Here is a 1,887-nt window from a genome sequence, read left to right on the forward strand (position 1 = left end):
CGCGGGGGAAGCGCGTGGGGCGGCGAGGACTGATTTGGGGGCGCTGAAAGGGGTCGGCAGGGCCGCAGTCCGCGGCTGGTTCCGACGGAGGGAATCTTAAGCAGCGGGGAGGGAGATCAAAGCGGGGAGCAGCAGGACCATTCCGGCTTTATCCCGCCTTTAGGAAAAGCAAAAGCGCGGCTTCCCGTGGCCAGGTGGGGTGGACGGCATGTGGCCGGCAGTGCCGTTGGCGGTCGGCCTGCCGGATAGCCAAAGCGCCGCCGCTCACGCGAGCGGGGGCTCGTCGCGGAGAAAGCGCGCCGGGATCGCCTCGCGCAGCGGGAACATGTGAAAGTAGGGCCGGGCTTCGGCAATGACCCGCCCGACCGACGGGCGGTTCAGCAAGCGCTCGGCGTAGGCCGAGAGATGCGTGTGGGTTTGCGGGATCGGCACCGCAATGGCCGCATAGAAGAGCGCGGGCGCGGCAGCGCAGTCGGCCAGGGTGAAACGCTCGCCCGCCGCCCAGCGCTTGTCCGCCATGTGGCGGTCGAGCATGGCGTAGGCGGCAAGCAGGGCGGCCTGCGCATCGGCGACGCCGCGCGGGTCGCGTTCCCTTTCCGTGCGCAGCCGGTCGCCCACGATCTTTTGCATCGGAAGATGCACATACAGGTCGAAGATACGGTCGCGCAGGCGCACTTCGCGGCGCTCGTCCTGCGTGCCAGGCAAGAGGGCATGCGCGCCCGGGTAGTGCTGCTCCAGGTACTCGATGATGATCGTGGATTCGGGGATCGTCTGGCCGCGCTCGTCGTCGCGCAGGACCGGCATCTTGCCGATGGGCCAAAGCTCGAGGAATGCCGAGCGGGAATCCTCGTCGCCCAGGTCGACGAGATGGGTGGCGAACGGCGCCCCGTTCTCGTAGAGCGCGATCAGCACCTTGTGACAGAACGAGGACAGCGGATGGTAGTGCAGCGTCAGAGCCATGATTGTTACCTCCTTGCTTGCGTTGGATGGGGATGCGCCAGAGCGCTCCCTTGCGCATGCGTCATGCTAACCGTTCCCGGCATCGCCGCGGGCGCGCTCAGCGCATATTGCTCCCTACGTCGCCGCCACCTGCGGCGGCCGCGGGCGGGCGGCGACCGCAAAGGCGATCTGCGCCAGCCCCGCGGCCAGCCCTAGCGCCACGCCAACCTGCCAGGCCAGCGTATAGGAGCCCAGCGCATCGTAGACCAGGCCGCCGCCAAAGGCACCGGCGAAGCTGCCGATCTGGTGGCTGAAGAATGCCACGCCGCCGAGCATTGCCTGCCAGCGCAAGCCGAAGGTCTCGGCGATCCACCCGGCCACCAGCGGTGCCACGCCCAGCCACAGGAAGCCCATCACGGCCGCGAACACCAGGGTGCTGCCGGGCGTTGGCGCCGACGAGAAGTACCACGTCAGCGCCAGCGAACGGACCGTATAGATGCCGCCGAGCAGCAGAAGCTTGTTGACGCGGCCGCCGGCCCAGCCGAAGAACAGGCTGCCCAGCACATTGAAGCCGCCGATCACGCCGAGCGCCTTGGCGCTGAGCATGGGATCCATGCCGCAGATATCGAGATAGGAAGGCAAATGCGTGGTGAGGAAAACCAGCTGCATGCCGCAGACGAAATACGCGGCGCCCATGACAATGAATGGCGTGTGGCGCAAGGCCGTGCCGAGCGCCTCGCGCGCGTTCTGCTGCACGCCGCCGGGCGGCGTGGGCAGCGGCAGGCGATCCACGCGGCCCGCGAACCAGGCGGCCGGGAGCATGACCAGCGCCAGCACGATAAAGGCCGCCAGCCCCACGCGCCAGCCGTAGGATTGCGCCACCACCTGTCCGATCGGCGCCGCCACCAGCGCACCGAGCGAACCCGCGCCCGACACGATGCCGAGCAC

The 1,887-nt window shown here is 68.4% G+C and carries 2 protein-coding genes; both read right to left on the reverse strand.

The features are described from left to right. Positions 1-264: 264 nt before the first annotated feature. On the reverse strand, positions 265-960 hold the full coding sequence (locus P3W85_RS16280; RefSeq protein ID WP_276265538.1) for a glutathione S-transferase family protein: 696 nt from the start codon (positions 958-960) through the stop codon (positions 265-267). 114 nt (positions 961-1,074) lie between these two features. Further along, positions 1,075-1,887 (reverse strand): MFS transporter (locus P3W85_RS16285; protein ID WP_276265539.1); only part of this gene is annotated, 813 nt, incomplete at its 5' end.

The sequence above is a fragment of the Cupriavidus basilensis genome (genome assembly GCF_029335485.1).
In the GTDB taxonomy this organism is placed as follows: Bacteria; Pseudomonadota; Gammaproteobacteria; order Burkholderiales; family Burkholderiaceae; genus Cupriavidus; species Cupriavidus basilensis_E.